We start from the raw sequence: 26,994 nt of genomic DNA on the forward strand, positions 1-26,994 counted from the left end.
ATGACATAAATCACCTTTCACAAGATGTTTACATCTGAACTTTGGATAATTTTATTTCTACCCAAACATCATCCCATAGTACCGTTCAATTTTATTCTTTAATTCCCCTAAAGCCATCAACCCATTACTTCGCATATACTCTTTTCCATCCAACATTAACATAATACCTGGGATGGCCAACATCCGAAGCTGACCTGCCAATTCCCGGTTTTTTTCAGCTTCTATCCGAATAATTTCCAATAGAGGGAAATGATCTTTTACCATGGTCTCCACTTTGGGGTACAACATGGCACAGACTCCACAGGTATCTTGAAAAAAATAGATTAAGGTTGCTGGATGCTGCTGCAATAGCTGTCCAAACTCGTCTTGAGAAATGCACTTATTTATTTCCATTGAATCGTATAGTTCGTAATAAAGTTGACATGAACCAAATTGACTTTGTTATAAATCCACTGTGGCCTCATTTCCCCTTGCAACAAATTGATTTTACTCATCAAAAGCAAATGAAAATTTAACCCTTTTCCCCAGCTACTCGGATTATATCGCGTACCTATATTCCATTGTGCATAGGATGGGAAGGCAAATTTATTAATGGCTGCATTACTTGGATCCGGAAGAAAGTGTAGCCCCGCAAAACTATAAATCTGCAAATCATGTCTGGGCAAATTACGTTGATAAAATAACGTGAATGCGTTTACTTGATTAAATCCTTCATTCCGTTCTCTTGGAATAAAGGTAAAGAAAGGATCTTTTCCCCATTCTCTAGGGCTGAGAAACCTCCCTCGGCCGTCAATTCTCGTATAGGCCGTGAAAAACTGCATACGCGGATTTTTTATCCCCAACCGCCCTGAGATGACTACATTGATATCATCAGGGTTTTTAAAGCGCTTGATAGAATCAGGATTTCCACCATCTCCTATCCCGTTCTGCAAAATCAACTGCAAACCTGTCACTAAGGTATTTCTTCCCTCAGCCCTTCTCCAATCTTTGGTGACTTGGGAAAAAAGGGTATTCGAGATATTATCCACCAAGGTATTATTAACTTCAATAGCCATATCCTTAGTAGCCTGATGCCTCCAATCTACAATGGAAACCCATCGGCTACGCGTATTTCCTCTAAATTCGGATGGTTTGCCAAACTCAGACTGTCCCACAGGGTATAACCCAACAGATTCACCGATTTCAAACCATTCGGAAGTTGACCGAGGACTGATACGGGTAATCCCATAGGCATAAAAACTGTTTTTAGCATCGGGACTATAGCGTAACTGAATACCTTCAATAAATGTGGGAGATAGTCTCCCATCCTGAGGATTGATAAATGGGGTATTGATATCCATCCTACCCAAGATGGCTTGGAATTTCTCAGAATCGTAGCGCACTTGCAGTTCTTCCCACTTGCCAAAAAAGGTTTTCTCAGGATTCACCACATCAAACAACCCGACTTCATAACGGTTAAAGTTTCCCGTAATCGGGTCTCTATCCAAGAGATCAGAACTCCAAAGATTGGCAAACACTGTATAGCGGGTCGCTAGCGAAAACCCCTTATAAGATTTGGTATTTAATCGAACGAATCCACTTTGACCTAGTGCAAAATCACCCTTGAAGTCTTCCCAATAGCTGGTGGACATCCAATAATTTCTCAAGCCCAAGGTTCCCTCGATGGGAAACCCTGAACTTGACTTTTCTTCTTGTGCGTGGAGTTGTATAAGTACTAGTAAATTAAAAAAGCTTACTAAAATTAATTTTTTCATTTCGATGCAATCACTTCCCTTGCGGCTTTGATTGGTTTAAATGGTCCGAATTTATGTTGCTCTTCAGTAAATTCATCTGAGAATGGACCAAAAGGATGGTCTATCGGTTTTTTGGAGATATCGGGCCAATCTTTGGAAATATTTTTCTTGGGTCGCTCCATGCTATTGATATAAGCTGCCACATCCCAAGACTCTTCATCTGTCAGTAATGGCCTTTCAAAAGTTGCTCCTAAAGGCATATTCGTTTTTACATAACCAGCAAATCTTGACATCCTAAATAATCCTGCCCCATCATTGTAACTATGCTCTCCCCAAAGCGGGGGATAGACATACCCTGTTTTATCCGCTTTCATCATTCCTTGCCCATCTTCCATGTGACAGGACTGACATTGTTGTGCATAGACTGTTTTTCCTTTGACGGGATCAGCTGCACGATCTAAGAATGGCACCTCATAAATACCCGCACCTTTGGGAGTTTCTCCCTTGGGCACATCTTTACCCAACCATTCCATGTAGGCTACCATTGCAATCATTTCCTTGCTATTTACGTCCAAGGCTTTACCATTGAGCGAACGCTCGAAACAATCGTTGATTCGCTTGGGAATATCTTCGGACTGTCCAGATCGTGCACGTATTTTTGGATAGGTTGAAGATACGGCTGCATAGTTGTTGCCCAGAGGAGCCGTACCAGCATTCAAATGACAGTTTTGGCAATTCATACCATTGGATAGTTTCTTGACTTTACCATTAGGACCCAAATATTCTGATGTATTCGCTACCAGTTCTCTGCCATATTTGATGGCATCTGCATTGGGCTCCTCGTCAACTTTAGACCAATCCGGTGCTTGCCACATCCCCTCTTTCGGAACTACTCCTCTGTAGACTTCCACTACTGCTTGTATAATAGGCGTAGAAGATTCATTGGATTGTAAGCTAGGAAGGGACCCACCTGTAAATAAAAATACAGCGACACCAATCAGCAATGCAATTAGAAATGTCACTCCTACGAGGAGTCCCACGAGCAATGAAAGGATTTTCAGAAATGGTTCAAAGATATTTTTCATGGGCTATATGTTAATCCTATTTACAAAATTGAGAATTAAAATAAAAGCTTTGCTGTGACGTATGTCACACGAAAGAAAATATGGAGCGCGCAGATCTAGCAGATTGTACAGATTAGGCACAGATGAAAAGAAGATACAACAAATTTTGAAAAATAGATTTCTCTTGGATTGAGAAAATGCTGCCCTTTCAGGGCAGAAGAGGAGAGAGACTTGCTATCCACGGGTTGCAACCCGTGGTTACTATTGTTATGCCCCTTCAGGGCATTTGAAAAACCTTTATAAAAGTCACTGTCAGTGCTAACTGTTCACTTCTTACTGTTCGCCTCCAATGCCCGGTTAAAACCCACGACTATTGATACACGCTTCTCTGAGAAAATTAACCGAGAAATCATTTCAAAAATCTAATTCCCTAAGGGATTACAAATCCCCCCTTTATCTACCGACCGAGATTGCAAATCTCGGACAGCAGAACCACAATTCACTATTCACTGCTAGCTGTCAACTCCACGACTACCATTCAGCCCACTATCATTCCAAATTCATCATTCTTCATTCCCAACCACTGTTCACTGTTCACCTACGGAAGCAAGCGCTGAAAAAACCACTTTCTCTTCTACTCTGCCTTCGATGATAATCTGTTTTTCCTGGGAATGATGGGTTAGGTGGATAAGCTGTCCTGCAGAAATTTCAGCTTGATAGTTGACCAAAACAGCTTGGATAGTCCAATTTCGCTCCCGCATAAAGTCTTCTACCCAGCGAATGTAGCTCACATTATTGACATGATTATTCATATCCAAGTCCGAATACCTCACCTGAATGACCCCTGCATCCATCATATTTGGTAGAGTAACTACCTTAGCGGGTGTTAAGCTACTATCATTTACCATGGCAAATAATTCAGATGGCAGCACCCTATCAGGTCTTTGGGGACGCTTGCTTTGAATATCCAATAATAACCAAGCAGACATAGCAGTTGCCAAGACATTCCCTGCTGCATTAACTACTTGGAATTCTCTCAAAGCAAACAATTTGTCGATTCCCCTTCCTGCGGTCTTAACCGTGATTTTTTCCCCCCAGGATGGTAAGGAGTCAACCTTGATCTCAAAGCGGGACATGACCCACATATACCCAAGGTCAAAGAGGTTTTGACCAAAATCACGGCTATCTGCATGCCTCCAAGCCACCTCCTGCATCATATCTGCCAGGCAGGCCCATCGCAGCTTCCCTTGTGGGTCGATCTGAAATGACAAAACCTCAAAATCCTTCTCAAATTGAAATGATTGATTCATAGGCAGGAAGATAAATGAAAAGCCCCCGATTCACGCATCAGGGGCTATTTGCAAGCAAAGAGTAAAGAAATTGTTTAAACTTGCGTAAAAATACCAAACCCTACGAAGAAATGAAAGTCATTCAGTGGATTTACACGATTTATGCTGCGTTAATTTTCATTAGTCTGATGATGCTCTTAGGTCTTTTTGTGCTCATTCCCCTCCTCATCAGTCCCAAAGGAGGCAAAATCTCCTTCTTTTTTATTCGCTTCTGGGCCAAAACATGGTCCTTTTTATCAGGCATCCGTTACCAAATTGAAGGAAGAGAGCATATTCAGCCCCATACGCCCTACATCTACATTTTCAACCATCGCTCTTTCATCGATGCACCGGTCATACCTATAGCTATCCCTCAAGAGATCAGAGCAATCGGGAAGAAAGAACTCTCCAAAGTTCCCTTTTTTGGGCTATTCCTCTCAAGAGTAGCTGTCTGGGTAGATAGAAAAAGTCCTGAGTCTAGAAAAAAATCTGTTCAAAAACTCTTGGAAATCCTTCAAAATGGAATTTCCGTTGTCGTTGCTCCCGAAGGAACGAGGAATAATAGCGATCAAACATTGCTCCCATTTCAAAAGGGGGCTTTCCGTATTTCAGTAGATACTGGAATTTCCATTTTACCGATGGCTGTTATTGGATCTGACAAAATAATGAAGCGGGGTTCTATTTTATTAAAACCTGGAGTAGTTCGAATTTACTTTTCCGCACCAATAGACCCTAAACCTTACCAACCAAGCAATGACTACAATGGATTGATGGAAAAAAGCTACAATAGATTAGAAGCTATGATTTTAACGCATGAATAATGATCTCCCTCCAAGCCAGAAGTGACACCAGTTACAATTATATAGAATAAAAGCATTTATTTTTCGCCATAAATTGATATATATGCACAGAATAATCACTACAGGCACTCTTCTGTTGACTCTTTTTGCTATTGCTTCCTGTCAGCCCAAAGACACTAGAAATTCTGATTTGGGGACAGTAAAAGGCAAAATCCACCGAGTCAAAGCAGATGAATTCCTTAAAATCAGCACCGAAACTCCGGGGATATTTCTGGATGTTCGTACCCAAGCAGAATTCAATCAGTCAAAAATCCCCAATGCTGTCTTGATAGATATTTACCGCTCAGATTTTGAAACCAAAATCCAAGATCTCCCAAAGGACCAAGCCATTTATGTGTATTGTACAGTCGGGGCAAGAAGCATGCAAGCTGCTCGGATTTTGCAGAAAAATGGATTTGAAAAAATCTATAATTTGGAAGGTGGAATAGTAGATTGGGCACGATACCGCTATCCAATTACTCGCTAAAAAAAGAGGCTACCAAAATTGGCAGCCTCTTTAAGTTGTTGTTTTTGTGCATCGCAGAAAACCGACACAACGATTTTTAAATCAGGTCAGTAAGGATTACAACTGTTTGATTCTGATATTCCTAAACCAAACTTCATCTCCATGGTCCTGAAGGGAAATTCTTCCTTTCTTATATTTCCCAAACCCAGGCATGTCTTTAAACTTGCTATTGGCAATCATCTCTTCCCACTCAGGAGTCCACATAGTAGTGGATACCACCATGGTCCCGTTCAAATGCAATTCAAGATTTCCGTCTTTCGCTATAATTTCAGCTAGATTCCATTCTCCGACAGGCTTGGCCATCTCTTCACTAGATTCAATCAAATCATACAAATCACCCGCTCTGTGGGTTCTGATCTTAGCATCTGGATGTCCGTCATTATCCAATACCTGCATTTCAGGTCCTGTCATCCAAGGATAGGCATATTCTCCAGTATCCTGCACAAAAAACATGATGCCAGAATTACCGTCTTTTGAGATTTTCCACTCTACTTGAAAATGAAAATTGTCAAATTCACCTTCCGTAACAATGTCTCCTCCGTCAGCTGTCTGCCAATCTTTTTTATTGGTAGCATCCAAATAAATGGCGCCATCCTGAACTTTCCAAGCGGCACCTACTTCTTCCCCACCAAATTTCTTCCATCCATCAAAGGACTCTCCATCAAATAAATTCACCCAATCATTCGCAACAACTTCCTCCACTTCCTCGGTTACTTTTTCATCTGACGAGCCTCCACAGGCCATCAACATGGACGCACCTAATAATGCTATGTAAGCTGTATTTTTCATATTATCGCTTCAATAAAAGAACATATTTAATAATGGTTTCCACTTCCTCCTTCGCTAAATGAGGATGAGCCGGCATTTGAATTTCACCCCAGTTTCCCACATTCCCATTGATGACGTGTGCTGTCAACATTGCGATATTTTCAGGAGTATTTTCATATTTTTCTGCTACATCTGCGTAGGATGGACCAACGATTTTCCGCTCGATCATGTGACAGGCAGTACAACCAGCTTGCTTCGCTTTTGCCGAACCTTCAATAAAGATAGGATCGTCTTTGTATTTATCCTCCAAACTAACCTTTACAGGGGCTGCAGGTGTTGAACTGGCAGTTTCTGAGGAAGATCCGCCTCCGCTACAAGCAAAACTCAACGTAGCGATGGCCATCAAGCCGATTGATAATGATTTTAGTACTTTCATGATAATTCTATTTATTTGTTTTTTTAAATTCCCAATATCCGTTTGTTGAAGGACTCGTCTGCACCGGTTCCGGCAAAGTCATCAAAGGCTTTCTCAGTTACTCGAATGATATGATCTTGAATGAATGGAGCTCCTTCCTCAGCTCCCTGTTCAGGATGCTTGATGGCACATTCCCACTCCAATACAGCCCAACCATCATAATTATATTGAGAAAGTTTGCTAAAGATAGCACCAAAATCTACTTGTCCATCACCCAAGGAGCGGAATCTTCCAGCCCTTTCTACCCATCCCTGAAATCCACCATAGACACCTTGCTTCCCAGTAGGGTTAAATTCCGCATCTTTCACATGGAACATTTTGATGCGCTCATGGTAAAAATCGATAAATTGCACATAATCCAAACACTGTAATACAAAATGCGATGGATCATATAGAATATTGGCACGAGGATGCAGATCAACCTTTTCCAAGAATGTTTCAAAGGTGATCCCATCATGTAAATCTTCCCCTGGATGCAACTCGTAGCAAACATCTACTCCGTATTTGTCAAATTCATTCAAAATCGGCAACCAACGCTTAGCCAATTCATCAAAGGCAGTATCCACCAAACCAGCTGGTCTTTGAGGCCACGGGTATACCAAATGCCACATCAAAGCACCGGAAAATGTCGCATGTGCCTGTAACCCTAAGTTTGCGGAGGCTTTGGCTGCATACATCAATTGTTGGGTGGCCCATGCAGTTTTTGCTTGCAAGTCTCCAGCCATTTCTTTTGGTGCAAAACCATCAAACAACTCATTATAAGCAGGATGTACAGCCACTAACTGCCCTTGTAAGTGGGTTGAGAGTTCCGTGATTTCCATCCCTGTCTCTTCCACTATCCCTTTGATCTCATCTGCATAGGTCTGACTGTTAGCCGCCAACTCCAGATCAATCAAGCGCTTATCCCAAGAAGGAATTTGGACTCCCTTATAGCCTTTGGTGGCCATCCACTCGCAAATATTTTTCAGAGAATTAAAAGGAGCTTGATCATCAGCAAATTGCGCTAGAAAAATTGCAGGACCTTTGATAGTTTTCATGGATTTAGGTTTATTTAGGTGAAATTCATTTATTCAGCTGAAAGGCTAAATTAATAAAATCTGTATTGAAAGTACGTTTTCAGAATTGAATTAATCCCTCAGTACCTCAAAAGGTATCCACTTTTGACTGCTTTGATTGCTTTTTAAGACATGTTCAATAAATGCCATCCCGCGGATTCCATCTTCTGCACCTGGAAAATCCAACCATTCAGGCTGAGGCACTATCCCTTTTCGCTGGGCATAAATCGTCCGAGCAAAATTTCTGTAAATATTGGCAAATGCTTCAATATATCCTTCTGGGTGTCCTGCGGGCGTCCGGGTATTTGCCTGTGCTAAACTTCCCAAATAAGAAGTCCCAGCTCTGAAAACTTCAGCAGGTCTATCTGGCCATCGGGCCACCAACGAATTATTCAACTCCTGTTCCCATTCCAAGCCTCCTTTATCTCCATACACCCGAATTTTGAGGTTGTTTTCAGCACCTGTATTAATCTGGGAGGCTGTCAAAACCCCATTTGCGTCATTGGAGAATTGAAGTAACAATGCCCCATCATCATCGATGTGACGACCTGCCACTTTAGTATGCAAGGAAGCACAAAGCGCTGTTACTTCAAGACCTGTGACATACTCTGCCATATTGAAGGCATGTGTTCCTATGTCACCAAAACAACCTGCTTTTCCATTTCTAGCAGGATCCGTCCTCCAAGAAGCTTGCTTGTTTTCATGCTCCAATAATCTATATAACCAGCCCTGCGGATATTCCACATATACTTTCTTCACTGTACCAATTTCACCTTCTGCAATCATTTGCTTCATTTGTTTGATCATTGGATAACCTGTATAGGTATGCGTGAGGCAAAATAACGAGGTACTGGATTGAATACACTTGTATAAACTCACCGCTTCCTCGTAGGTCAAAGTCATAGGCTTGTCCAACACCACGTGAAAACCTGCTTCAAGTGCTTTTTTAGCAGGGTCATAATGCACATTATTTGGAGTAACAATACAAACAATGTCAATCCTTTGCTCTTCGGGAAGTTCCAATTCTTTAGCAAACATCTCATCATAATGGCTGTACACTCTTGAGGGATGAAGCATAAGCTCCTCCCCCGCTTGCCTGGATTTCTCAGGATTACTGCTGAACACTCCTGCAACAAGTTCGATTAGACCATCCATTAATGCAGCATTTCTGTGAATTGCACCTATAAAAGCCCCCGGCCCTCCACCAATCATTCCCATTTTCAACTTTTTCATAGTTTTCATTGTGTGTTGTGGTTGTTTTTTTTGAAGAGTTTTTATTTGTTTTTAAACGATCACCTGCATTTTTTATCTCTCCATTGTTCTAAAATTAAATGTTCAATCATTTTTTTTGGACAAAATCAAATGGATACAGTAAAGAAGGTTCAAACTTATTCAATCGATTGAAATCACTACTAACTTAGATATAGATAAGTAATCATGCATTTAAGTTAAGTTGATTTTCATGCAAAACTGTGTTCAACCTGTATCAATTGCTGAATGATTTTATGAACGGTTGAGCTTCATTCAGGCAAAATCCACAATTTGAAACATGAAAGCGCAGTATTTTCTAATTCTAAGGGGGTAAAAACCAAATGTACCAATATAGATGTTCGAAAAGTGTTCAAACAGGCTGGAAAGGCACTTTTGTAAAAAACCAGATGTACCAAGTGGGGGAATTTGATTGAATTATGGTTATATTTTTTAAAGGGGTTTTAAATAATAGTGTAATTGCTTTTAAAGAATGGCGCCGGTGGGTGCTGGATATGGGGTGGGATAGTCTAAAAAACTCCAAAAAAACGCTTAAATGATACTTTTAGCCTGCTTTTTTCTTCTCAGCCGGACTGAGGAGGTCTAGGGCTGTCTGCTGGGCCTGGAGGGCCATCCGCTGTGCTTCTATCACCTCCTGGAGTGCATCTATCAACCGCTCCTTTTCCTCACAATTTTGGCATATTGTTGGAGTTGGGCTTACAGTTGGGCTTACATTTTTGGCCAAAGTTGGGCTTACATTTCCCGATTTACGGGGTGGGCTAGTTTCAAAATTACTATCGTTAACTAGTGGTTTTTGGGGTTTAGCTATAGGGGTACTTGCAAAAATATCCTTTGTTTCTCCAAAAATAAACCATGGATCCACCAAATAATATATACAGAATTTCTGAATGTGTTCAGCGCTTAGATTTATTCTATTTTTCAGTAATTCTGAAAAATAAGATGGGCTCATGCCTATTTTTTCGGCTATTTCCTTTTTAGATGCTGCTTTTTTATCATTTAGCAACGTATCTACAGCAATTTTAAAATGCTGATGTACAGTACTTTCCATTATTCTGCAATTTAAATTTCAGAAATACTTTATTTTTTATTTGCCAAAATTCAGACATTCTGTATATTTGAACATCAAAGAATAAACAATATGAGCAAAGATACAAGGAAAAAAACCAAACGTACCAAAAAGTTTTACAGACTGACCGCTGAGGAAGTGGCAGAGCTGGCAGGATGCTCGGTAAGCTATGTAAAGAAGCTACGTGCTGAGCTGGTCAATACCAATACCCCATTAGCCAAGCAGGTACTTGCTATAGAGCTGCTCTCCAATGATGGCCATAAGGCCGTGATCAAGGAGATAGAGCGCATTGTGTCCTAATCCGTAACCTCCTTTTTAACCACTCAGCCATGCAATACTTAGACGGTCTTTTATGCCTTGAATACTCTGAACTAGTACCTGAAATACTTACTAAAGAGGTATACGATGCTTCAAAATTCAGAGGTAACATAAAAGTACATGGACTTGGGGGTAATGGCCGTAAAGTACTGGTAGAATACGAGTCTATGCCTTCCAAGTACAAGGCTAAAGTACGTGAAATCTACGGTGACCCCTATCTATATGCATCTCGGATGCCTATCATCAATGCCGTAGTATGGGACAATGCCGCACATAGGTACTACACAGATTACACACTTCCCACCGGGGATAAGCTACCAAATACCGATACGGACCTCAGGGGTAAAGCACAGATCAATTATGTGCACCGCTACACGGAGGCTGCCAGCTGGCTTAATATGCTCCTACGCATGACAGGGGATAAGGCAGCACTTAAGCGGGAATTGAATATCTCTGTTATGCAGTTTTGGGACGAGGCTACGGATATCATCAGGCGCAAAGGTGTCAATATCCCTGTCAATGCCAAGAGGCTAAAGGAAAAGCTTAAGGTGTATGCGCAGGATGGCTATGAGTCATTGATAGAAGTCCACAAGTTTGGCAACGACTATTCCAAAAAGGTCAAAGATGATGTAGCTGAGTCTCTGCTTAAAGGCATGCTGAGCCTCCGCAATAAGCATGACGACACTGTGATCGCATCGGCTTACAATGACTGGGCTATCGAGACCGGACGGGAGACGATCAGCCCGGGGACTGTGGGGTACTGGCGGAAAAAGTGGGCCAATTACCTGCTTTTGGAGCGTGAGGGTATGGGTACGCTATACACCAAAGTAAGTAAGCAAGGCCAGCGCAAGCGCCCATCTGCTCCCCTACTTCGGGTCAATAGTGACGATAACGTATTTGATGCATTCTTTTTTATGCCTGCCTATGAGGTGACGCTATCGGATGGCAGTAAGAAAAAGTACAAGGAAAATCAATGGTTTCGCCCCGTATTATACGTGGTCATGGATGCCTTCAATGATTATCCACTAGGCTATGCCGTAGGTCCTAGCGTTACCAAAGAACTCATAAAAGAAGCTTACCGCAACGCCCAGCGACATGTGCAGGGACTTACTGGAGATGCCTACCTATGGCAGGAAATACAGACGGACAGATGGGGGGTGAGTGGCAAGAATACCACAGACCTAGAGGGCTTCTACAGTTCTATGGCCACTTTCGTACCGGCTGCGCTCAAAAACAAGCAGACCAAATACATCGAGCGGGCATTTGGCGTGGTGTGGCATCAGGAGCTAAAGAAGCTATTTCCGAAGAACTACTCCGGACACAATGTGACTGCCAAGGAAAAGCTCAACACCGAAATACTCAATCCAAAGGATTTTCCAACGATCGAGGAAGGCTGGTCCATGATCGAGGAGTTTATCAACAGACTACGGCTAAGCAAGCGGCAAGGCTCTGACAAGAACCGTCTGGAGGAATGGGTAGAAGCCTTCCAAGCTTCTGATAAGTCCAAAAAGCAACTACTCACCCCTGCGGATAGGCTACAGATATTCGGTAAGGTACATGAGCATCTCAACCAAATCACTGCTAAGGGCATCACCCCTACGCTACTGGGCGAAAAGCGCATCTACGAACTGAGCCAGCAGCAGATTTTTGAGCATATAGGTAAGCGGGTGCAGGTGATCTATGATGAGCAGGACTTGTCAGAAGTACTCATTACAGATGGCAAATCGCTCCGCTTTACAGCCAAAGAATACAAGCTACTACCTTCTGCCATTGCAGACTATGAGGAGGGAGACCGTGAGCGGATCAACGGCTTACTCTTGGAGAAAAAGACCATACTTCCAGCCATCCAGAAGTTTGGTGAAGACTGGAAAAGTGATCTTGAGCGAGCGGGTATCGATGCCGAAAGCCGCCTCCTAGGTGGAGTCATGCAGAAGAGTATCACCCACAGTGACCAAAAAGCACTTTTAGAAAACAGCTACAAAAAGCCCAAAAAACAGCAAGACCAACAGGAAGACAATATCGATTACTACGGAATGTATTAAAAACAGGCAGTCCAGGAGTGCAGCCCTGTCCTGCCAAAAAGTAACTATAAACCAAATAAAAAAGCAATGACAAAAGAAACGATTTCTATCGAAACAAAACAGCAAATCGCCGATGATCTGCGCAAGTATGTGGAAGTAAGTTCTGGAGGATCGGCCAACAGGGCTTCCAAAATGCTCTCTGGTATCTCGAATGCGTACATATCTAATATGCTCAACGGTAAGTGGGATATGATCTCTGATGAAGCGTGGAGAAATGTACAAAAGCAGGTATCCAATATCGCCGGGACTGCATGGGTGACAGTAGAGACACGCTCCAGCCGTATGATTGGACATCTATTTTCAGACGCCAAAAATCACGCCCTCACCTTTGGGGTAATCGGTGATGCAGGTACTGGCAAAACGCATACCTGTAAGCATTGGGAGCATGAGGAGAATACGTTTATCGTGAGCTGCTCTGAGTTTATGAACCGTAAGACCTTCCTTGCTGAGCTGCTCCGCAAGATGGGCAAGGACTCGGGAGGCTATACCGTGGGTGAGATGATGTCACAGGTCATCAGTCAGGTCCGCAAGGTAGAGCAGCCCCTTATCGTTTTGGATGAAGCCGATAAGCTCACAGACCAGGTATTCTACTTTTTCATCACACTGTACAATCATTTGGAAGGTAAGTGCGGTATCATCCTACTCGCTACCGACTATCTCGAAAAGCGTGTAGAACGTGGCCTAAGGCTCAACAAAAAGGGATATAAGGAGATATACAGCCGATTGGGTAGAAAATTCCTAGAAGTACCTCGTCCAAGTGTGGGAGACCAAAAAGCCGTCATTACAGCCAACGGTATCAGCGATCCTACGACTATCACAGCCATCATCAATGATGCGGATAATGACCTTCGGCGGGTGGAAAGGCTGGTACATGCCAATCGTAGAAAGGGGGTGCAACATGGCTAAGAAGGTAAGTCAGATAGAGACCTTCCGTCAGGAAAAAGAGCGGCTAAAGGTGCAGGTGCTCAATCTGCTTGGGTGGAGTGAGCTAGCCTACGGAGAATTTCAAGAGGCTTGCGGCATTGCCTACCTGAGATATAACTACGGCAATATCCCGATGATCAATGAGCTGCCAAGCCATAAGGCCTTTTGGTCATGGTGGCTCGTCCACTGGGCGGCTAGAGACCGTGAGTTTGTGGAGATGTCTGGGCTACTCTTCCGGGATGAGCTCGAAGGCTTCTATCGTGAGCTACACAATCCCGAGAGTGTGCAGTTTCGCCCACATGCGGCTATACTGGAAGATACCTGGCGCAACATGATCCATGGACTTGTCAAGGAGGCTGTGAGATGAGTAATATAGAAATAGCCGTATTGGTAGCCTCTGAGATGGGATTAAGCTATGAGGCTATCATCACTCCCAACAGGGTATCCAAGCTGGTAGATTGTAGGCGAATGATAGCCCTCATACTTGCTAATAGAGGAGTCAATAGTCAGGAAATAGGGCAAGTCCTCAGCAGGGACCGCACTACCATACTGCATCATATCGACACGATGAAGTCATATCTGATGATCTATCAGAGCTACCGCAATACCTACCAATCCCTCATGCAAAAGATAGAAAGCCATGAAAATCAAACTCAATAAATCACAGCTGGAAGCACTTCGCGTACTCCTCACCAAGATGATACATCTACATACACCCAAGGATATGGCCGAAAATCTCCTAGATACGCTTGTAAGGCAGGTGCTCGAAAAGGTCACCATCAAGCTGGCTAAGTCGCTTTCCGAGCACAAGGTAAAGCACACATTGAGCCTATCTCATAGCGAGGCTATGGGATTGCACCTGTGGTTTCATCAGCTGGTGACTGAGGAAATTTGGAGCGACTATCAGTATGAGGCGATTGTATGTAGAAATATCGTGGCTGAGATAGATCGGGAGTACGCTTGATAGAAGCGAGAGACGAGAAGCGAGAGATTAGAAAAAAGAGACAAGAAACAAGATGAAACCCCATTACCTAATTAAGTACAAGCCCAAATGGATGGAACGAGACATGTTTAAACCATTCGAAACTACCATCGCAGCTGCATCAAAAGAGCACGCTAAGATTTGGTTTTCGGAATTCTATCCACAAGCCAATATTGTATCAATCAAAACACTTAAAACCAATACCAAATGAAAATCACAAAACAGAAGTCCTCTGACAAGCTGTGGCTTGATGAGGCAGGGACTACGATCCCGTATGAGCGTACAACCAAGTACGAGAGAGCCGCTGAAAATGCCATACACAAGCTAGCGGTCACGGCCTACGATCTGCATACCAAGCTGAGCGCCTACAAGGAAAAGGTACGTGAAGAAGCTGAGCGATTATATGAGTTATTTACCAAAGAAAACGGCACTATCGGCAAGGGCAAGGGGTCTGCTACCTTCTATAATTTTGACCGCTCTATCAAGGTGATGGTCAAAGTGAATGACCAAATTACTTTCGACGAAAACACCATTCAGCTGGCTAAAGAGAAGCTTGACGAGCTGCTTTCCGATGGACTGGTAGGTGCGAAGGATTTTGTGAAACCCATGGTGATGGAAGCCTTTCAGACAAGCGCCGGGAAGCTGGATACCAAGCGTGTATTGGGATTGAAGAGACACGCCAGCCGTGTGAAGGATGCCCGATACGATGAGGCTATGGCGCTTATAGACCGATCTGTAAGGAGGCCATCCACCCGAGAGTATTACCAGATATGGGTGCGAGACGATCAGGGAGAGTATCAGGATATACAACTCAACTTTGCGAGCATATGAGCATGATACTGTTTGGAGCTGTGCAGGATGCTTTTAAACTCATCAGGGATGAGCGGCAGCGGCAGATTAGGATAGAGGGCTTTACACCCGAGTATGATCATGCATTCAACGATTATGGCAACCTCATACTGGCGGCTGCTTCCTATGAGATGGAGCCCAAGGATCGCAACGGCGTACCGCATTGCTGGCCCTATAAGGAAAGCAGCTGGAAGCCGGGAGAGCCTACCACCGAAGGCAGGATACGGGAGCTGGTCAAGGCTGGGGCACTGTATATGGCAGCTAGCGAGCTGATGGAATTACAATCCAACGAAACAGCGCTCAAGTATGCCGTGTGTGAAAAAATGGACCTGATGGCTGAGAAAATAGCTTGGTTGATGATCGAACAAAAGCGGGTACAGTCATGAAACTAAGTCCCTGCTGCAATTCGCCTAACCTAATTGTCCATGAAAATGCAGATCAGTGCTACCGGGGTAGGATAGACCTAACCATATGCGGTAGCTGTAAAAAAGTAATCAGACAACAAATCATTAGATGAAAGTATTAGGCGTAAAGCAATTCCATCAGATGCGCTTTCAGTTTCTCCCGGTACCGGAAGCCTGGGCAGGTACATTGGGGAAGGTTCCGCATAATTTTATAGCAGTGATATACGGATTTTCTGGCAATGGTAAGACGGAGTTTGTGGTGCAGCTGGCCAAGATGCTGGCACTGCTCAATAAGAAGGTAGGGTGGCTGAGTTATGAGCAGCGCCACGGCTCCGACTTCCAGATGTCTACTAAGCGCAACAATATGGAGGAAGTCACGGGATACTTCTACCCGATCGACCCCATAGCAGGCATCCCAGAAGGCAAAAGCCTGATCGAAGACCTGGACGATTACCTGCGCAAGCGCAGTAGCCCGGATGTGGTAGTCATCGACTCGATTGATTACACGGGCTTTGATTGGGAGGATTATGTGATGCTCAAGAATAGGTACGGACACAAAAAGACCTTTCTATTCATCGCCCACAGCACCAAGAGCGGCACGATCAAGAAGGCTATCAGCGAGCGGATCATCTTCGATGGGGGGATGGGCATCTTTGTAAGTCACTATATCGCCACTCCTATTAAAAATCGCTACGGGGGCTTTGAGCCTTACATCGTCTGGGAAGACAGGGCGAGGATTGTCAACCCGGCATTCTTCGCTGCCAGGCTACAGCAGGATGCGCCTCCCAAGACCAAGGGGAAGCGGCAGAAAAAACCACCCGAAGAGGAAGGGTACAGTGCAAATCCTACCGCCAAAGATGGGGGGTATCCGCACAAAAACACAACGAAAGAAGGGGGGGTAGAAGCACAAAACCCCAAAGATAAGGGGGGGGGTAGAAGCAAAAAAACACACCAAAACACAGGGGTATGACACAAATAAAGTACACAATTACAGCCGCCAAATTCACTGGAAAGCTCGTTTTTGGCTATTCTAACGGCCTTTTGACCTACTTCGAAAACGCCGCAGAAATGAAGGATGCAAATTACAGGTGGATTTTGGAAAATATGCCACTCATTCCGGAGCAATTGAAGAAACTCGCAGATGCCATTCCGGCCAAAATGGAAGTGGTACCAGAGGACCTGAGCTTTGATGCTTTTTGGAATGCATACAACAAAAAAGCCAACCGCCACCGATGCGAACCGCTATGGGCAAAAATGAGCGATGCAGACAGGATTGAGTGCCTGTCGAGTATCAAGCCGTATGATGCCTATCTCAAGCGGGTAAGCTATCGGGCTAAGCTCGATCCGGAAAACTACCTGAAAAAGGAAGCTTATAGGAATCAGTGGAGCAGCTTGACGAGCTGAGAGTAGAGATTAGAAGCGAGAAGCGAGAGATTAGAGATTAGAAATTAGAGACAAGAAACAAGAAACAAGAGAAACCATGATTAAAATTCACGAGATTATCGAACAGGGAGCGGAAGCCAGGGCATTGGAGATGCTGGGCAAGGAGCGAATGGAGAGTGCACCGGCGGCAGCGGATGCTATCAAGACAGATTTCAAAGCAGGGGCGGACTTTATCATAGAGCAGGTCTTAGGCTTGCAAAATCAATATCCACTGATCGGGATCGTCACCATCCAAGGAGACCCCAATGATGAGGAAAAGCGCATGGTGTCCGCCAAGACCACGGGTATCAAGGTCATCGAGCTAATGGATGTGATGCAGCAGTTTATCCAGGGCACGATGGATAGAAATGGACTGGACTTCAAGCTGGTCATGATGCCACGGGCAGAGGCGGCACGCAGAGAGGCCTTCCAAGCGAGTCTGGAAGTAGTCAAGGAATCCACCAAACTCAAGACCAACTGATGACAGGACAGCAAATCAAATACGTCAGGATGCTGCTCGGTAAGGCAGGACTGGCGGACCAGAAGGAGGAAATCGTCCTACAGGTCTCTGAGGGTAGGACCAAGCACCTCAGAGACCTCACACAGGAAGAAGCCAAGATACTGATCGGCATGCTCAACTCCGAGGACAAGGCCGTCAAAGACCGCATGGTCAATAAGCTCATCAGTATGGCCCACGAGATGGGATGGACCAAAGAGCCCGGCAAGATCAATATGGAGCAGGTCAACGGATGGGCTATCAAGTACGGCCCGGTCAAAAAGAAACCCGACCACATGACCATCAAGGAGCTCGCAGCCACGGTGACTGCCTTTGAAAAGGTGTATTTAAAGTTTTTAAAGGGGGTTTAAAAGAGAAGCGAGAGATTAGACTTGCCTGCTGCAAGCAGGAGCGAGAGACTAGACATTAGAAACAAGAGACTATGAATGAGATATTATTAATCTATCTGACGGTGACATTGGGAGCGCTGAGTATAGGACTGGCGATCGGGTACTTTGTGGGTAAGGCGGTGGTCAACCATGAAGTGAGTGAGTACATCGAGCACAATCCCTTTGCGCCCTGCTATGAGCTGGGGGACGACCTCTTTCCGGAGCAAATGCCCGAGATGCTGGAAGTCCCCGAGCGAGAGCGCTGGAAGCGGAAGAGCAGTATCATCCGCAAGCACTGGGGCAAGCTCAGGAATATGAATTAGTACTGACTGCCAACGTGGTTGCGCTTGGCGCAGTGGCGGTTTTCGGAGCACAGAACTGTCAATATACCACAAAAGCCGATGCGAGGCACAAAGCTCAATTAAGCACTAAACCCGCCATTGAGCCAAACGCATGTTATCGGTTCGTGCTTCATTGTCAAAATAATTTTAAACTTAAAAAATAAACACAATGTCAAACATCAAATTTTTCAAAGACCATGCAGGTCACAATTCTGCATACAGATTAAACTTTGGAGAGGAGGGTAGTAAAGATTGGAATGGAACAGCTATTCTTTTTGCGGGGTATATGTTTCCCATTTCAAAACATGCAATAATGTTAGTTGAGTTCAACAAACTTCCACACTTCTTTGAGGAGTTTGATTATCACAATTTATGGAGAAACATTCAGGGTTTTTGTGAAGAAATCACAGAGGAAGAGTTCAATAAGATTGCTAATGAAAAATTCCTGTCAATTGTGTCGGGTTCTTAGCATGACCGATAACGCCGAGATTGGGGGCGTTTCAATGCCCCTAATCGAACGTTGGCAGGCGGTACACAAAAAAAAATCAAATCAACATGTACCATTTTTTATTTTTTCTCGTACATTAGCAGTGTCAAGACTTCTTAATCACAGGGGCAGCGAGAGTTGCCCGACACTGCTGCCGGGTTTTTTTATGCCCGATAGTTAAAAATAGCGGTGCCTAACCCCGTTCCATGGTTGTAATGGCTATGGAAGCCCTTGTGAGAGGTCTTGACAGCGGGAAGTGGGCACCGTCCCTTTTTATGTGCCTCCGAGGATAGGGATTATCCAAATGTCAAAATCTCACGATTATGTTACAATCAATTCAAGGCCCAGCTCAGGCCAAAAATGAGCGAAGAATAACCTCTCTCGAAATGGCTGAAATTACTCAGACCCTTCACAAAAACTTACTACAGTCAATTAGGAATCAGGAAGTAAGCTGGAAGAAAGTTACTGGGCTGAATTTTCAGCCCATTGAATACATTGACTCCAGAGGACGAAAGAAACCAATGTACCTGTTAAATCAAGCAGAAAGCCTTTACATCGCATCCAAGTTTAATGACGAAGTGCGTGCAAGGCTGGTCGTGCGATGGATGGAATTGGAGCTGGAGAATAAAGCGCTTAAGAAAAGGCTTAATCTCCGGGAGGACGAGCAGCAGTTGTTGTCATTGATTGACAAGTGGCTGATCCTTGGTGATCAGGTCAAGATAGCCAATGACCTCGGTGTGTCACCTAAGACGGTATCTAAGGTCAAGTGCGGCCACACCCGCTCCAAGCGTATCTTGGCTGCTCTGGTGGATCGGGCACTGTACAATAAGCGCACAGGTATTCAGTTGGTTATCGGCTATGATGTCGATATGGTATCTCAGTCACTCCATAAGCTGCAGTGATATGGTAAGATTTGAAGAAGAAGGCATGGTGATCTTTATTCCCAAGGCGGATGTAGAGAGTCACCGCAATTACCTGGACAGCATCATACAGGTGATGAAGATGAAAGACACCAATAGCGGAGATACCGGAGAGGTAGATTATTGGATGCTTGACTTACTGCAAAATATGGTGCAAATTGACACTCAATCTTTAACCCGGAGGGCTTAGCCCTCCATAAATTTTCTTAATAAATGGATGCACAAACAATTTTAATTATTCAATTCCTGTTAGGTATGACAATTTTAATTGTCTATTTCATGCTAGCTTATAATGTCGGTAAAATTGCTAAAAGCTTAAAAAAAGATGAAGAAAATCTCTTTTATGATTATGTAAAACATCTTTCTTTTAACGATCAAGAGGCTGCACACAAAGCTTTAAATGAATTTATATGGACTCAATTACATGAAATTCAACTAAAAAAAGTTTTGCCTGAGCAAAGGCAAAAAAAGTATGATGATGTTAAAGTAATCTATGAAAAGTATTACAAACAGATCGGCAAAGATTTTCCTCCTTTGCTAGAGTATGAAGAAGGAAATTGGATTTTAAAAAAATAATCCCAAGCCCCTCCCCGTCGGAGGGGCTTTTTTTATGTGGAAAACTTTAGGTTTGGGGGTTTTTTATGGGTTGTGATTAATCGGTACTTTGCGGTATGCGTGGACAGAAGGCATTGTATGACGATATGATCCCCAGCTCGATAGCATCCCCGGGCAGGCAGTCCCAGCGCAATATGTACTTGGAAGAGCGTGATCATGCGATGTGCTGTAGATTTTATTACCATGCGCATATCTGTCGCCGTCGGTATGACGACTGTCTGTCGGAGCTGAGTCGGGAGTTTTTTATCACGCCGCAGGTGATCACCAAGCGGCTGATGCGAAAGGATGCGGTAATCCGTGAGCTGATCACGGCCAAGACGAGTGCCGGGATGCTGCGCAAGATGTATCCCTTTTTTGTCTGGACAAATTAGCGAGGTTAAAGTGGTTTATAGTGAGAACAAAGCAAAAGCCCGGCTCAGTGAGTCGGGCTTTTCTCTTTTACTTCTGATCGTGGTAGCTGGTCCGGAAGGGAATGGCGACTACCTTGGGTCCCATGCGAGGCTCTTCACGCAGCTGCTGCTGGGAAAAGTAGTTGAATCGCCTGCTGCCGTCATCCCATCCCTGGAATGCTGCCTCCAGCTTATCGACCAGGTCGAAGTATGCGAGGCTTTCTTCCCTGTCGGGCTCGGGGGTGATACTTGAGGTATTGCCTGAGAAGTCCCATCCTAGGCGAAAGGTGACGAGTAGCTGCTTGTGGAGATTGGAGCGGTGATTTTCCTGCGTGCTGGTGACCTGCATTGATATGAGGCATGCAGGCCAAGCCACTGGCGGACGCTCGTAGTTGAATTGGCCCTTGTCCAGGTCCACGTACTTGATCTCTGGGAGTTGGTCGGCGATCCGTGCGAGGATGGCCTCATAGATGAATTTCATGATGTGTTAGGATTTAGAATTGTAAAATGCCCGTAGTCGCTCCATGATCCGTGCATTGAGTATGGGCGATGGTCCCATAAACTGCCGCTTGGGCATGGTGATGCTGTGGGCTTTGAATGTGAGTCCCTTGCCTGCGGTGGTGCCCTTCTTATAAAGTCCCATCCCTCCAAAAGCTTTGGATTTAGGTCCTTTCTTATACCTGTTGCGGACAAAGGTCTCCGATCGTGCGGCCTTTTGGATGGTACCGCCTTCGTTGTGGATTTGGGCGTAGGGCACCTGCGGTGATCCTGCCCGGATGCGTACCAGTGATGGGGTGACTTCTGATGGATGGATAGAGCGGAATAGGTTGTGTGACTGCATGAGCAGGCGGTGCGGTTTTTTGTCTTTGCGCTTGGGCCAAGGCACACCATCCCAGTCTGCGTTGGTAAATCGCTCCTGAAAATGCTCCACGGCAGTCTCGGCGATGATGGTAGGGAACTGCCTGAACTTATTGTCAAATCTGTCAAACCAAAGGTTTATTTGCTCGCTTTTGGAACTCATATCAAAGGATTTACGTATATTTGTAATGAAGTAGAAGGGGGGAGCAACCGTAAGCCTTGAGAGCGGAGGGGCCAAGTTTCGCGGGCTACTCTTCTACTTAAGCTCTCAGAGCCATCCGACACCTGTCAGATGGCTTATTTTTTTACAGGTATTCCCCTTCTGTGTCTGAATAGGTCATTTACTTTTCGATTGGCATCAGTAGTATTTTCGATGCTGGCAGGATACCAGGTTTTCACCTCCAGATTTCCCATCTCATCCAGCTCGGCGACTACTTTTAGGATGACATTGTTGTAATACTTGAGGTACACATAGCTGTCAAATCTAGCTCCCTTCTCATCATTGATCCATACTTCATCAGGATTACGGAGGACCTCAGGGATAGCCTGAATGAATTGGTGTCTATCCACGTAATTCTCATCATTGGGATTTGTGTGAGTTGTCACAGTTTTCTTGTTCATTTCCAACTCTCGACCTGCATAGTCTGTAAAGAGGAGCTTTCTGTTAGACACTTTATGGTCTTCTATGAATCTGTCTATGACATCCCTGCTGATGGCATTTTCCCAGGTATCTTTTCCTTTGAGGGCCTGCTCTTCCAAGATACCATTCATTCCCCAATCGTCGTGATACATTTCGCCTGCCTTTTTGAGCACCTTATCGGGATTTTGGCTGTAAAACTGGCTTCGCTTGAATACTTCCTGTGTATCGGCCTTATTGTATCCAAATCCACTTTTGGCGGCTTTGACCCATTCGTCCGATTGCAGGAAGAGTTCGTATTTGGCCATAGACGTCTCTACTTGATCTGCCGTGACATCATTGGCCATACGTGGCACGATGTAGCAGCGACATCCCCAGCCGTTGGGAGGGAATATTTTTTTCCATACGGGATTGAGCACACCCGGACTGCTGTAGACGGGAAACACTGCATCGTGCAATAGCCTGTGAGAATCCCTAACCCTATCGTCCCCGATGGTCTTGTACATCCAATACGGAAAGGTATTGGCCTGCTCCAGAAGTCTGTAATAAGTAGCGGACAACTGCCCGACCTGGTAGGCTGTGGCGTATTCGGTCGCAAGCCATGTGTCATTTTTGACCCCAAACTTAGTCTCTACCATGCGCTTGAAGTCCTGGAAGCTTTTGGCCTTGCGGAATAGTTCGTTTACTTCATTGCTCTGATAAGCGGCCTTGACGGTCGAAAATTGGAATATATTCAGCTCGTAAGCTACGGAAGCCTTGGGTGTGAGTGTGTGATATTCCACTCCAATAGAGGCCAGCTTGACCAGTTGATCACCCATCCATCCAGTCTGGAATCCTTTGCTGAGTATCCTGATATTGGACTCGACAAATGAGGGATAGATCGATACCGATCCTTTGGCCTTCCATACTTGGTTGATGATGCTGCTGTAATCATTGCGGTCCTCCTTCGCCAGTGTGATCGTGTGGTGATTGCCACAGCAGTCCGTCATCTCCATCGCCCCGGTCTTGTCTGCCGGGGCGAGTCCGAAAAAACTTCCCACGAGTTCGATGATCTTCCCCGCAAAGCTGAGTTGCTCGGTTTCGCTTTCTTTGGCGGTTGTAGGCTTGTTTTTGGCCTCGGGCTTGTCTTTGCCTTTCTCCACAGGCGTTGGGCTCTCTTCGGGCTTATTTTGGGCCTCTTTGAGCTTATCATAGTTGGCAGGCTTGGGCACGCCGTAGTTTTCGTACCAGAAGTCATCCTCTATCGGTAATCCTATGTCTTGGGCCAGTGAGCGATGGATGTCGTAAGACTCCTTTTTGGTGAGCTCATTGTCCTCACCTACGATGATGAATGAACCCTTGTCTACTGGAAATCCATGCGCCGATAGGATGCGTCTAAATCTGCTGTTCAATACCCTCTTGACAAAATCAAGGTCGCTTTCCATCTTCCGCTCATCCTGATCGGCGTGGGTCTTGGACTGCGCATAGCCGCTACTGGAAGATGCCTCCGTAGTCTCGGTACTGCCCAGATAGGTCTTGGACATCTCCCGATTAAGCAAGCTGATAAAGTTGGCTTGCAGGTCACCGGTGGCATTGGACTTATTCTCAAGCAAGGTCACCTTGGTACCTGCCGGGCGTACCAGTGCCCCACCCGATCCTAGTGCATTGATGGCTTCGAGTAGCTTGAGCCGCTGCTGCTCGTCAAATCCATCCCACTCAGCATCGACCAGAGGATTGCCAAACACTTGCACAAAAAGGGCATAATCTCCCAATCCCCCACGCTTAAGAATAGCATAAGGAGCAGCTTTGAGGTGTAAGCCCAAGTCTTCTGGTCTACCGACCTCCATGATGGTCTTGGCATAGTAACCTTCACGGACATTGATCCCGTCCTCTGTGAGGTGATCATAGGCGATGATGCCCAGCTCAGGTCTATAATTTAGCCTTGGAATGAGATTGGCGTCCATCTCCCACTTGCCTTCCCAGTTGCGGAAAAAGGAAGGCTCGAATATGGAGTATCCCCAAAACCGTGAATTGACAATATCCTCTAGGAGGTCATTGAAACCGATGCACTGGATGAGTTCGTTGATGGCGTCTACTGGCTTATTGTCCGCATCTACATACTGCCAAGAGGCGGAGGTGACGGCATCCCTTCGCTTGCCTGTGACTGCCTCGACATGTCCGTCAAGCTCTACGTCTGCATAGAGGTCATAGAGGAGTGTCCGCCGTGGGATCAGTCCCTCGGCATGCTTATGAGCGGTACGCCATGAAGGGATATCCTGCTCCCGTCTATGCCAAGGCCTGACGTCTATTTTGGTCACCGTGACGGAGGGAGCTGCGCCGCTGGGATTTTTGGAGGCCTGTTTTTTACTGGTCAAATGCCTGTTTTTTTGCATGTTTAAAAGGCTTTAAAGGTTTTTTTAATAGTTGGTCTTGCGTCGTGGATTGGAAGCAATGTGAAAGAACGTCCCAGAACTCTCAGGCTCTGTAGCCATGGGCCATCCGTCCGGTACCATCTTGCCGGCCTGTATTTTTTCAAGCAGCTTGATGGCGTCATCGTATCGCTCCTTGTGAAATTCCAGATCGATATTGGGATTGGCAATGACAATGAAGTTCCATACGGCCAAGTCCTTGAGGAGCATCAGGAGGAATTCGTCCCGGTCCTCGCCTGTGGCCATAAAGAGTGCGGCTTTGTCAAATCTTGACATAAATCCTTTGGCCAAGAGTGTAGAGGCCTTGATGGCTGTCTCCAGCTTGGTGTTATCAGCCCGCTCGATGGCGGCGATGAGTTCGGGATAGAGGTGTGTTTTGAAATCGTCTCGTGTAAGCATGTTACCAGCGTTTTTGGTTGGTTTTGTTAAAAGGTCTTGACTCTACTTTGGATGCATCGGTGGACGTCTTGGAGTCTACGATCCACTTGCCTCCCTCTACTGCATCAGGTCCGTCATCATTGGCACGGCTAGTAGGACTGAGAGCGAGAAACTGTCCTTCCATGGTGGACATGTGCTCGCTGTCCTTGTAGTCTTCATTAAAGATCAGTTCACCATTACGGTTGATCGGTTCCAAGTTGGACTCTATCCGGTGGTATTTGTCCGGCTTGACTCGTTCGTCTGGCTTGGGGTGAATACTGACGCCGTGGCGTTTGTTGGCCGCTTGGATTTCCTGCATGAGTGGCTCATCGATCCAAGGCCACTCGATGTAGAAGTAGACCGGTACGGCACCGTTGACCCACTTCATGATCTCATAGTTCCAATCGAGCATCTCAGCAGTAGTTACCTGGGCACAGAATACCCGGAGTACGTGGTATTCGTTTTTCCACTTGCCAATCAATACTGTGGCTTTGTAGTCACCCTTTTTCTTGTAAGATGGATCGGTATAGGTGACCAGAAACTTGTAGTCCTTGAGTGGCCGCATCTTGCCGTAGTGCAGCTTTTTGAAGACTTTCCCTTTGACTATCGGCGTATTGAAGTATTCCTTCTGAGCGGAAGCCCAGGAGATTTTGGAAAGTGTGCGGTCGATCAGTGCCTCGGTGTTTTTTTGCGGCCAAGTGGACTTGCCGTCCTTGTCACGGATATTGACGATGGTGGACTTGTCGGCCATCTTCATGGCAAACTTGATGCAGCAGTAGTCGGCAATGATATTGCCATTGAAGATCACCAACATGGGATTAGATATGGATCGGGTGGCGTATACGGCCTGCTCAAACCATTCCCACTTTTGGTCCACAATATCGGGATTGCGGCAGTCCTGATCGGTGTCAAAGTCATCCATGAGGATCACGTCCGGGCGTACCTCTTCATTACGGAAACCCCTAGGGGATTGGCCTGCACCGATGGCAACAAAGGAGCAGCCCACTTTGGTCACAAACTTACCGTCTTCCCAGTATCCGTGATTTTGCTGGATGCCATAGTCATGGATGAGGCGATTGTTGGACTCAAAGTTGATTTTGTAGGGTTTGAGGAGATTTTCCGCAGCGGTGGCAGATGCGGAGATCATCAATACAGAGCGTTTCTTTTTGGTCAATGCCAGCTTGGTGATCTCCATCATGGTCCTTGCGGACTTGGCTAGCTCTCTGGACCATGCCCGTACTTCGTACCACTCGGGATTGTTCATCACCCGCTTGGTAGATGCCTTATGAAATGCCGCAGGCTCCGAGGAGTAGTAATTGGGGAAATAGTAGGCAAACCAAGCCTCATCGTCTTTTTCCAGCCGTGCGATACGCTTGGCCTGCTCCTCGGGTGTTTCGGAGCTATCGACGATGGTAGCTTTGTCCAGCTGTTTGCGGTACTGATCCCAATAGTTGAGGACCTGCTTATCTGTCATGCGGTTCATTACAGACGGGATTTGATAAATGAGTCAATGAGTCCGCTAAGGTCTTGGGCCTTGGCTAGGTCCACTTTGCGGATGTATTCGAGCAGCTGCACACAGGAGTGGATGATTTCGGGCAGTGCTGCCTTGGTCTCCAGTTCCTTGATGTCCTTGATGAGCTTGCGCCGTACATCGGCGAGCTTGGAATCTGCAAAGCGCTGTCCTTCTGGATAAGTCTGTATGTGAGCGTTGATCTCCACGAGTTCGTCTAGTAGCTTAGCCATCTGCTCGGATCGTGTGAGCAGGAAGTTTTTGCCCAGCTTTTCCCATCCTCCTTCCTGATACCATTTGTTCATGGTGGTGGTGGATACGCCGACTTTGAGAGCTGCTTCTTTCTGTGAGAGCCGTTCTTTGGTGATGAGCGATTGCGCCCATTCCTTTTTCTGTTTGTTGGTCAGTCCTTTTGTTGCCATAA

General features: G+C 45.3%; 34 protein-coding genes. 19 read left to right on the plus strand and 15 right to left on the minus strand.

Going from position 1 to position 26,994, the window contains the following annotated elements; all coding sequences use genetic code 11:
- Positions 1-57 precede the first annotated feature (57 nt).
- The 4 genes from ACXIUD_RS09595 to ACXIUD_RS09610 all read right to left on the minus strand — a co-directional run bounded on the left by ACXIUD_RS09595 (position 58) and on the right by ACXIUD_RS09610 (position 4,107).
- Positions 58-393, minus strand: a complete 336-nt coding sequence (locus tag ACXIUD_RS09595; RefSeq protein WP_458052414.1) for a thioredoxin family protein — start codon at positions 391-393, stop codon at positions 58-60.
- A complete protein-coding gene (locus tag ACXIUD_RS09600) occupies positions 384-1,754 on the minus strand; it encodes a hypothetical protein (RefSeq protein WP_458052415.1) in 1,371 nt (456 codons plus the stop codon). Before ACXIUD_RS09600 ends, ACXIUD_RS09595 begins: the two co-directional genes overlap by 10 nt.
- Positions 1,751-2,818, minus strand: coding sequence for a c-type cytochrome (locus ACXIUD_RS09605; RefSeq protein WP_458052416.1), 1,068 nt, complete (start codon positions 2,816-2,818; stop codon positions 1,751-1,753). Before ACXIUD_RS09605 ends, ACXIUD_RS09600 begins: the two co-directional genes overlap by 4 nt.
- A 566-nt stretch (positions 2,819-3,384) precedes the next feature.
- Positions 3,385-4,107, minus strand: coding sequence for an acyl-[acyl-carrier-protein] thioesterase (locus ACXIUD_RS09610; protein WP_458052417.1), 723 nt, complete (start codon positions 4,105-4,107; stop codon positions 3,385-3,387).
- Between the two features lie 110 nt (positions 4,108-4,217).
- Here ACXIUD_RS09610 and ACXIUD_RS09615 point away from each other — a divergent pair, with 110 nt between their 5' ends.
- Positions 4,218-4,946: a lysophospholipid acyltransferase family protein gene (locus ACXIUD_RS09615; RefSeq protein ID WP_458052418.1), complete on the plus strand. Its 729-nt coding sequence runs from the start codon at positions 4,218-4,220 to the stop codon at positions 4,944-4,946.
- Positions 4,947-5,028: 82 nt separating this feature from the next.
- Positions 5,029-5,451 (plus strand): rhodanese-like domain-containing protein, encoded by a 423-nt coding sequence (locus ACXIUD_RS09620; protein ID WP_458052419.1) that lies wholly within the window; start codon positions 5,029-5,031, stop codon positions 5,449-5,451.
- Between the two features lie 96 nt (positions 5,452-5,547).
- Here ACXIUD_RS09620 and ACXIUD_RS09625 read toward each other — a convergent pair whose 3' ends face one another.
- From ACXIUD_RS09625 to ACXIUD_RS09645, 5 genes are all read right to left on the minus strand, one after another.
- The gene (locus tag ACXIUD_RS09625; protein ID WP_458052420.1) at positions 5,548-6,279 is read right to left on the minus strand and encodes a 3-keto-disaccharide hydrolase; all 732 of its coding nucleotides are present in this window, start codon (positions 6,277-6,279) and stop codon (positions 5,548-5,550) included.
- A 1-nt stretch (position 6,280) separates the two neighbouring features.
- Complete coding sequence (locus ACXIUD_RS09630) at positions 6,281-6,694, minus strand: c-type cytochrome (RefSeq protein ID WP_458052421.1); 414 nt, start codon at positions 6,692-6,694, stop codon at positions 6,281-6,283.
- A 23-nt stretch (positions 6,695-6,717) separates the two neighbouring features.
- Positions 6,718-7,770: a sugar phosphate isomerase/epimerase family protein gene (locus tag ACXIUD_RS09635; protein ID WP_458052422.1), complete on the minus strand. Its 1,053-nt coding sequence runs from the start codon at positions 7,768-7,770 to the stop codon at positions 6,718-6,720.
- 90 nt (positions 7,771-7,860) lie between these two features.
- Positions 7,861-9,030 (minus strand): Gfo/Idh/MocA family protein, encoded by a 1,170-nt coding sequence (locus ACXIUD_RS09640; RefSeq protein WP_458052423.1) that lies wholly within the window; start codon positions 9,028-9,030, stop codon positions 7,861-7,863.
- 571 nt (positions 9,031-9,601) lie between these two features.
- Positions 9,602-10,105 (minus strand): helix-turn-helix domain-containing protein, encoded by a 504-nt coding sequence (locus ACXIUD_RS09645; protein WP_458052424.1) that lies wholly within the window; start codon positions 10,103-10,105, stop codon positions 9,602-9,604.
- 90 nt (positions 10,106-10,195) lie between these two features.
- Here ACXIUD_RS09645 and ACXIUD_RS09650 point away from each other — a divergent pair, with 90 nt between their 5' ends.
- The 17 genes from ACXIUD_RS09650 to ACXIUD_RS09730 all read left to right on the plus strand — a co-directional run bounded on the left by ACXIUD_RS09650 (position 10,196) and on the right by ACXIUD_RS09730 (position 20,312).
- Entirely contained in the window at positions 10,196-10,423 is a 228-nt protein-coding gene (locus ACXIUD_RS09650) for a hypothetical protein (RefSeq protein ID WP_458052425.1), read from the plus strand.
- Positions 10,424-10,452: 29 nt separating this feature from the next.
- Positions 10,453-12,483 carry a hypothetical protein gene (locus ACXIUD_RS09655; RefSeq protein WP_458052426.1) on the plus strand — a complete coding sequence of 677 codons (2,031 nt, stop codon included), beginning with the start codon at positions 10,453-10,455 and terminating at the stop codon, positions 12,481-12,483.
- Between the two features lie 66 nt (positions 12,484-12,549).
- Entirely contained in the window at positions 12,550-13,428 is an 879-nt protein-coding gene (locus tag ACXIUD_RS09660) for an AAA family ATPase (RefSeq protein ID WP_458052427.1), read from the plus strand.
- Positions 13,421-13,813, plus strand: a complete 393-nt coding sequence (locus tag ACXIUD_RS09665) for a hypothetical protein (protein ID WP_458052428.1) — start codon at positions 13,421-13,423, stop codon at positions 13,811-13,813. The genes ACXIUD_RS09660 and ACXIUD_RS09665 overlap by 8 nt, the downstream gene beginning before the upstream one ends.
- Entirely contained in the window at positions 13,810-14,106 is a 297-nt protein-coding gene (locus ACXIUD_RS09670; protein WP_458052429.1) for a helix-turn-helix domain-containing protein, read from the plus strand. Before ACXIUD_RS09665 ends, ACXIUD_RS09670 begins: the two co-directional genes overlap by 4 nt.
- Positions 14,087-14,410: a hypothetical protein gene (locus ACXIUD_RS09675; protein WP_458052430.1), complete on the plus strand. Its 324-nt coding sequence runs from the start codon at positions 14,087-14,089 to the stop codon at positions 14,408-14,410. Before ACXIUD_RS09670 ends, ACXIUD_RS09675 begins: the two co-directional genes overlap by 20 nt.
- Positions 14,411-14,635: 225 nt before the next feature.
- On the plus strand, positions 14,636-15,259 hold the full coding sequence (locus ACXIUD_RS09680) for a DUF3164 family protein (RefSeq protein ID WP_458052431.1): 624 nt from the start codon (positions 14,636-14,638) through the stop codon (positions 15,257-15,259).
- Positions 15,199-15,663: a hypothetical protein gene (locus ACXIUD_RS09685; RefSeq protein ID WP_458052432.1), complete on the plus strand. Its 465-nt coding sequence runs from the start codon at positions 15,199-15,201 to the stop codon at positions 15,661-15,663. Before ACXIUD_RS09680 ends, ACXIUD_RS09685 begins: the two co-directional genes overlap by 61 nt.
- A gap of 127 nt (positions 15,664-15,790) precedes the next feature.
- Positions 15,791-16,651: a hypothetical protein gene (locus ACXIUD_RS09690; protein WP_458052433.1), complete on the plus strand. Its 861-nt coding sequence runs from the start codon at positions 15,791-15,793 to the stop codon at positions 16,649-16,651.
- The gene (locus ACXIUD_RS09695) at positions 16,648-17,085 is read left to right on the plus strand and encodes a hypothetical protein (protein ID WP_458052434.1); all 438 of its coding nucleotides are present in this window, start codon (positions 16,648-16,650) and stop codon (positions 17,083-17,085) included. Before ACXIUD_RS09690 ends, ACXIUD_RS09695 begins: the two co-directional genes overlap by 4 nt.
- A gap of 76 nt (positions 17,086-17,161) precedes the next feature.
- On the plus strand, positions 17,162-17,584 hold the full coding sequence (locus ACXIUD_RS09700; protein ID WP_458052435.1) for a hypothetical protein: 423 nt from the start codon (positions 17,162-17,164) through the stop codon (positions 17,582-17,584).
- Positions 17,584-17,970 carry a hypothetical protein gene (locus ACXIUD_RS09705; protein ID WP_458052436.1) on the plus strand — a complete coding sequence of 129 codons (387 nt, stop codon included), beginning with the start codon at positions 17,584-17,586 and terminating at the stop codon, positions 17,968-17,970. The genes ACXIUD_RS09700 and ACXIUD_RS09705 overlap by 1 nt, the downstream gene beginning before the upstream one ends.
- Before the next feature lie 71 nt (positions 17,971-18,041).
- Positions 18,042-18,311, plus strand: a complete 270-nt coding sequence (locus ACXIUD_RS09710; protein WP_458052437.1) for a hypothetical protein — start codon at positions 18,042-18,044, stop codon at positions 18,309-18,311.
- A gap of 187 nt (positions 18,312-18,498) precedes the next feature.
- A complete protein-coding gene (locus ACXIUD_RS09715) occupies positions 18,499-18,798 on the plus strand; it encodes a hypothetical protein (RefSeq protein WP_458052438.1) in 300 nt (99 codons plus the stop codon).
- Positions 18,799-19,139: 341 nt separating this feature from the next.
- Entirely contained in the window at positions 19,140-19,718 is a 579-nt protein-coding gene (locus tag ACXIUD_RS09720) for a Rha family transcriptional regulator (RefSeq protein WP_458052439.1), read from the plus strand.
- 1 nt (position 19,719) lies between these two features.
- Complete coding sequence (locus ACXIUD_RS09725) at positions 19,720-19,926, plus strand: hypothetical protein (protein WP_458052440.1); 207 nt, start codon at positions 19,720-19,722, stop codon at positions 19,924-19,926.
- A gap of 23 nt (positions 19,927-19,949) precedes the next feature.
- The gene (locus ACXIUD_RS09730; RefSeq protein ID WP_458052441.1) at positions 19,950-20,312 is read left to right on the plus strand and encodes a hypothetical protein; all 363 of its coding nucleotides are present in this window, start codon (positions 19,950-19,952) and stop codon (positions 20,310-20,312) included.
- A 477-nt stretch (positions 20,313-20,789) separates the two neighbouring features.
- Here ACXIUD_RS09730 and ACXIUD_RS09735 read toward each other — a convergent pair whose 3' ends face one another.
- From ACXIUD_RS09735 to ACXIUD_RS09760, 6 genes are all read right to left on the minus strand, one after another.
- Complete coding sequence (locus tag ACXIUD_RS09735) at positions 20,790-21,221, minus strand: hypothetical protein (protein ID WP_458052442.1); 432 nt, start codon at positions 21,219-21,221, stop codon at positions 20,790-20,792.
- 6 nt (positions 21,222-21,227) lie between these two features.
- On the minus strand, positions 21,228-21,761 hold the full coding sequence (locus ACXIUD_RS09740; protein ID WP_458052443.1) for a phage virion morphogenesis protein: 534 nt from the start codon (positions 21,759-21,761) through the stop codon (positions 21,228-21,230).
- A 134-nt stretch (positions 21,762-21,895) separates the two neighbouring features.
- The gene (locus ACXIUD_RS09745) at positions 21,896-24,607 is read right to left on the minus strand and encodes a phage portal protein family protein (RefSeq protein WP_458052444.1); all 2,712 of its coding nucleotides are present in this window, start codon (positions 24,605-24,607) and stop codon (positions 21,896-21,898) included.
- Between the two features lie 24 nt (positions 24,608-24,631).
- Positions 24,632-25,042, minus strand: coding sequence for a phage protein Gp36 family protein (locus ACXIUD_RS09750; RefSeq protein WP_458052445.1), 411 nt, complete (start codon positions 25,040-25,042; stop codon positions 24,632-24,634).
- 1 nt (position 25,043) lies between these two features.
- Positions 25,044-26,543, minus strand: coding sequence for a hypothetical protein (locus ACXIUD_RS09755; protein WP_458052446.1), 1,500 nt, complete (start codon positions 26,541-26,543; stop codon positions 25,044-25,046).
- Complete coding sequence (locus ACXIUD_RS09760; RefSeq protein WP_458052447.1) at positions 26,543-26,992, minus strand: hypothetical protein; 450 nt, start codon at positions 26,990-26,992, stop codon at positions 26,543-26,545. The genes ACXIUD_RS09755 and ACXIUD_RS09760 overlap by 1 nt, the downstream gene beginning before the upstream one ends.
- Positions 26,993-26,994: the final 2 nt, after the last annotated feature.

Source organism: Mongoliitalea sp., assembly GCF_054166905.1.